This window comes from Trichocoleus desertorum AS-A10, from assembly GCF_039962155.1.
Lineage (GTDB): Bacteria > Cyanobacteriota > Cyanobacteriia > FACHB-46 > FACHB-46 > Trichocoleus.
Genome location: NZ_JAMPKN010000129.1, coordinates 1 through 2,059, shown reverse-complemented (window position 1 = coordinate 2,059; position 2,059 = coordinate 1). Strand labels below are relative to the sequence as shown.

The following is a 2,059-nucleotide window of genomic DNA, read 5'->3' as shown; positions in this document are numbered from 1 at the left end:
ACGACTCACACCACATAAGCGCTTGAACTCCGGATTCGATAGATGCTCTAGCTCCTGGTATTGCATAGCTGCTGCTGGAATGCGTCCCCACCCAAAATTTAGCCCGCTTTTCCCCTCTGCGGTCACTAACTGTCACATGTTTTCCGATTCATGCAGGAGGTCTATGGAGCTAGGCTATCAAAAAAGGACCCTTTTTTGATAAGGCTTTAACTCATAGCTCCCACCCTCATTTCAGGCCGTTTCAGCCTCGTCAATTTCTACCCGTTTTTTGATAGGCCTTGATGCCTGAGTTCGTCATCAACGATCGGATCGCTTGGGCTTGGCAGGAATAGGGTTAGAAATGGTCATGGCGATCGCTCAATCCCCCAGTCCATTAATGTTTTATCAACAGAGCTAGCTATGGTTAGAAGCTTCCATCAGGAGGGGGATGATTTCTGACTAAAACTAGCCAAAGCTCATAAGCAAAGGACTTTATAAACTGTGAGCGCTGTGGCTTTTCATCAGGACTATTTAGGGGTCGAACAACCTGCCACTGGTCAACTGATTCGGGAACTGCGGCAAACCTTAAAGCTGACCCAGGAGAAGTTTGCTGCTCAGCTTGGCGTCTCCTTTCCCTCAAGGAAGCTAAAAACATGAGGAGAGAGGAACACCCGGAGATGCCCGAAAATTCCTTTGGAGGTGGTGAGGTAGAAACAATTCTGAGCTCGTATGACTGGGCGCAAACACCACTGGGCGGGATCGAAACCTGGTCAGAGAGTTTGAAAACAGCGGTGCAGAGTCGGTTGGCTGAACTCAATCCAGCTCAAAGATCTGAACAGGTGCCGCAAGCATCGGTACCGTCGCAAAATTGCACCCAAACGGATGCACTGCTCGACTCCGCAGCAAAATACCAAACGTTATTTGAGTCAATCGATCAAGGCTTTGGCATCTGTGAAATGCTATTTGATGAAAACGGTAAACCCGCTGATTACCGCTTTCTGGAAGTGAATCCAGTGTTTGAACACCTCACCGGATTGAAGCGAGCCACAGGAAAACGGATGCGGGAACTCGCTCCCAACCTTGAAGCTTACTGGGTTGAAATCTATGGCAGAGTCGTACAAAGTAGGGAATCTGCTCGATTCGAGAATTACGCAAGTGCTCTAGATCGTTGGTTTGATGTCAATGCTTTTTGCATCGGTGAGCCGCAAGACAATAAGTTTGCCGTTTTGTTTACCAACATCACTGAACGCAAAAAAGTTGAGCAGGAACGCGATCGCTTTCTTGCCGTCGGGTCAGATTTGCAGGTGATTATGAGCAGCCACGGGTATTTCCACTGGGTCAGCCCGGCTTTTGAGCGTATTCTCGGCTGGACACCTGAGGAAATGACATCTCGCCCCTGGACTGATTTCCTGCATCCAGACGATATCCTCGCATCTGTCGCGGAAAGCGTCAGCGTGTTGTCTGGCTCCGAAACGTTTGCCTTTGAAAACCGTTATCGGCACAAAGACGGCTCCTACCGCTGGTTGCTTTGGAGAGCGCAGCCCCACTTGGAGGAACAAGTGCTTTATGCAACAGCGGTAGATATTACCAAGCGTAAACAGACAGAAGCCGCTCTGCGTCAATCTGAAGAACACTATCGTCGGTTGTTCGAGTCGATCGACGAAGGCTTTTGCACCGTTGAAGTGCTATTCAATGCCGAGGGCAAGCCGTTTGATCACCGCGTTTTGCAAGCGAATCCAGCCTTCGAGCGGCAGACCGGGATTGCCAACCCAGAGGGCAAAACAGCAAGTGAATTCGTACCGGGGCTGGAACAGTATTGGAATGACCTTTACGCCCAAGTCATTCACACAGGTGAGTCTATCCGCACTGAAGAGCGAATAGACGCGCTCGATCGCTGGCTCGACGTTTTGGTGTCGCGGGTCGGTGATGCCACAATGCGTCAGGTAGCGGTCATCTTTACCGACATTAGCGAACGCAAACAGGTAGAAGCCACGCTGCGTGAGAGCGAGCAACGGTTCCGACTCATGGCCGATGTCGTCCCGCAAATCGTTTGGATTACGGATGCCCAAGGGCAGCTTGA

General features: G+C 50.5%; 2 protein-coding genes. Both read left to right on the top strand.

The features are described 5' to 3' along the window. Nucleotides 1-480 precede the first annotated feature (480 nt). Nucleotides 481-636, top strand: coding sequence for a helix-turn-helix domain-containing protein (locus tag NDA01_RS31795; protein WP_348231202.1), 156 nt, complete (start codon nucleotides 481-483; stop codon nucleotides 634-636). Further along, nucleotides 633-2,059 (top strand): PAS domain S-box protein (locus tag NDA01_RS31790; protein WP_348231201.1); only part of this gene is annotated, 1,427 nt, incomplete at its 3' end. The genes NDA01_RS31795 and NDA01_RS31790, both read left to right, overlap by 4 nt.